1 protein-coding gene and 1 pseudogene are annotated in these 1,225 nt (G+C 69.8%); one reads left to right on the forward strand and one right to left on the reverse strand.

All coding sequences use genetic code 11. The annotated features are described in order from the left end of the window. A pseudogene (locus tag DEIPI_RS39635) lies at positions 1-405 on the reverse strand (hypothetical protein); the annotation flags it as partial. Positions 406-530: 125 nt separating this feature from the next. On the opposite strand from DEIPI_RS39635, the gene DEIPI_RS30625 reads away from it, so the two are divergent. Next, entirely contained in the window at positions 531-1,160 is a 630-nt protein-coding gene (locus tag DEIPI_RS30625; RefSeq protein WP_052351713.1) for a hypothetical protein, read from the forward strand. Positions 1,161-1,225: the final 65 nt, after the last annotated feature.

The following is a 1,225-nucleotide window of genomic DNA, read 5'->3' on the forward strand; positions in this document are numbered from 1 at the left end:
GCCCGAGACGACCGCCGCGACCTTCGAGACGTCGGCGGCCGCGCCCTCGGCGACGTTCACGCCGACGTCCACGACGAGGCGGGCGGGCTTGTCGCCGTCGGCGGGCAGGACGAAGGCGCGCGCGGTCCGTCCCCTCGTGACGTCGAGGGTGACGGTGCTGCCCTTCGTGACAGGGGTGACGCGGTAGGCGCGGACGTCGTCCGACCTGACGGTGCCGGCGTCGGCCTTCACGGCGGCGCCCACGCTGACCGTGACGGTCGTGCCGGAACTGGTGAGCCGGGCGGTCGTGACGCCGGGCAGGTCGAAGACGAGCCGGGTGGAGTCCGGATTCAGGCCGACGCGGGGCGCGGCGTCGGTGAGACCGGCGGCGGCGAGGAGACCGAGGAGGGCGGTGAGACGCTTCACTGGCGAGCAGTGTAAACCAACTCACCCTGGCGTCTTCCCAAAATCTCATGAGAAGCATGAGTGCCTGACGCCCGGCTGACCCCCGATTTCACGCATCTCAGGGCCTTTTGGCTAGACTCGGTCTCATGAAAAGAGTTCTCCTGCCCACCCTCGTCCTGCTCGGCGTCGCGAGCGCCGCGAACTTCGCGGGCTTCGCGATCAAGCCGTACGGCGACCAGAAGGTCAACCTCGCCACGGGCGTCACCACCCTCCCCAAGGGCGGCGTCGCCACCGACGCGAAGCAGGGCGTCACCGTCGACGCGAAGTTCATCGAGTTCAAGGAAGGCGACTACCTCGCCGCCACCACCGCCAAGCTCGTCACGAAGGACGGGGGCACCCTCACGGGGGACAAGCTCGACTACCGCGTCAGGAGCGGCAACCTCACCGCCACCGGCAACCTCAAGTACGACGACGAGAACGTGAAGGGCCTCACCGCCCAGAGCATGACCATCGACGCCACGAAGAAGATCGGCGTGGCCGTCGGCGGCGTCAGGAGCGCCACGCCCGCCATGAACGCCGACCGCGTCGTCGTGGACTACGAGAACAACCGCGCCGTGATGTACGGCAACTACCGCTACAGCTTCGGCGGCACCCGCCTCGCGAGCGCCAAGCCCGACGCCACGCTGCTCGTCACCTGGAACGGCCAGGGCCGCCCCAGCGTCACCAGCCGCCCCACCGCGCAGCAGCTCGCGCCCTACCAGGCCTACCTGAAGTAACCCGCGTCCACGCCGGGGTCTCCGTCCACGAGGCGGAGGCCCCGGCGCGCCGTGAGGGGTCCCCT

Source organism: Deinococcus pimensis DSM 21231 (genome assembly GCF_000519345.1).
GTDB lineage: Bacteria > Deinococcota > Deinococci > Deinococcales > Deinococcaceae > Deinococcus_A > Deinococcus_A pimensis.

Coding starts and splice junctions, on each gene's coding strand:
- DEIPI_RS30625 (WP_052351713.1), top strand. CDS start 531: ATGAAAAGAGTTCTCCTGCCCACCCTCGTCCTGCTCGGCGTCGCGAGC.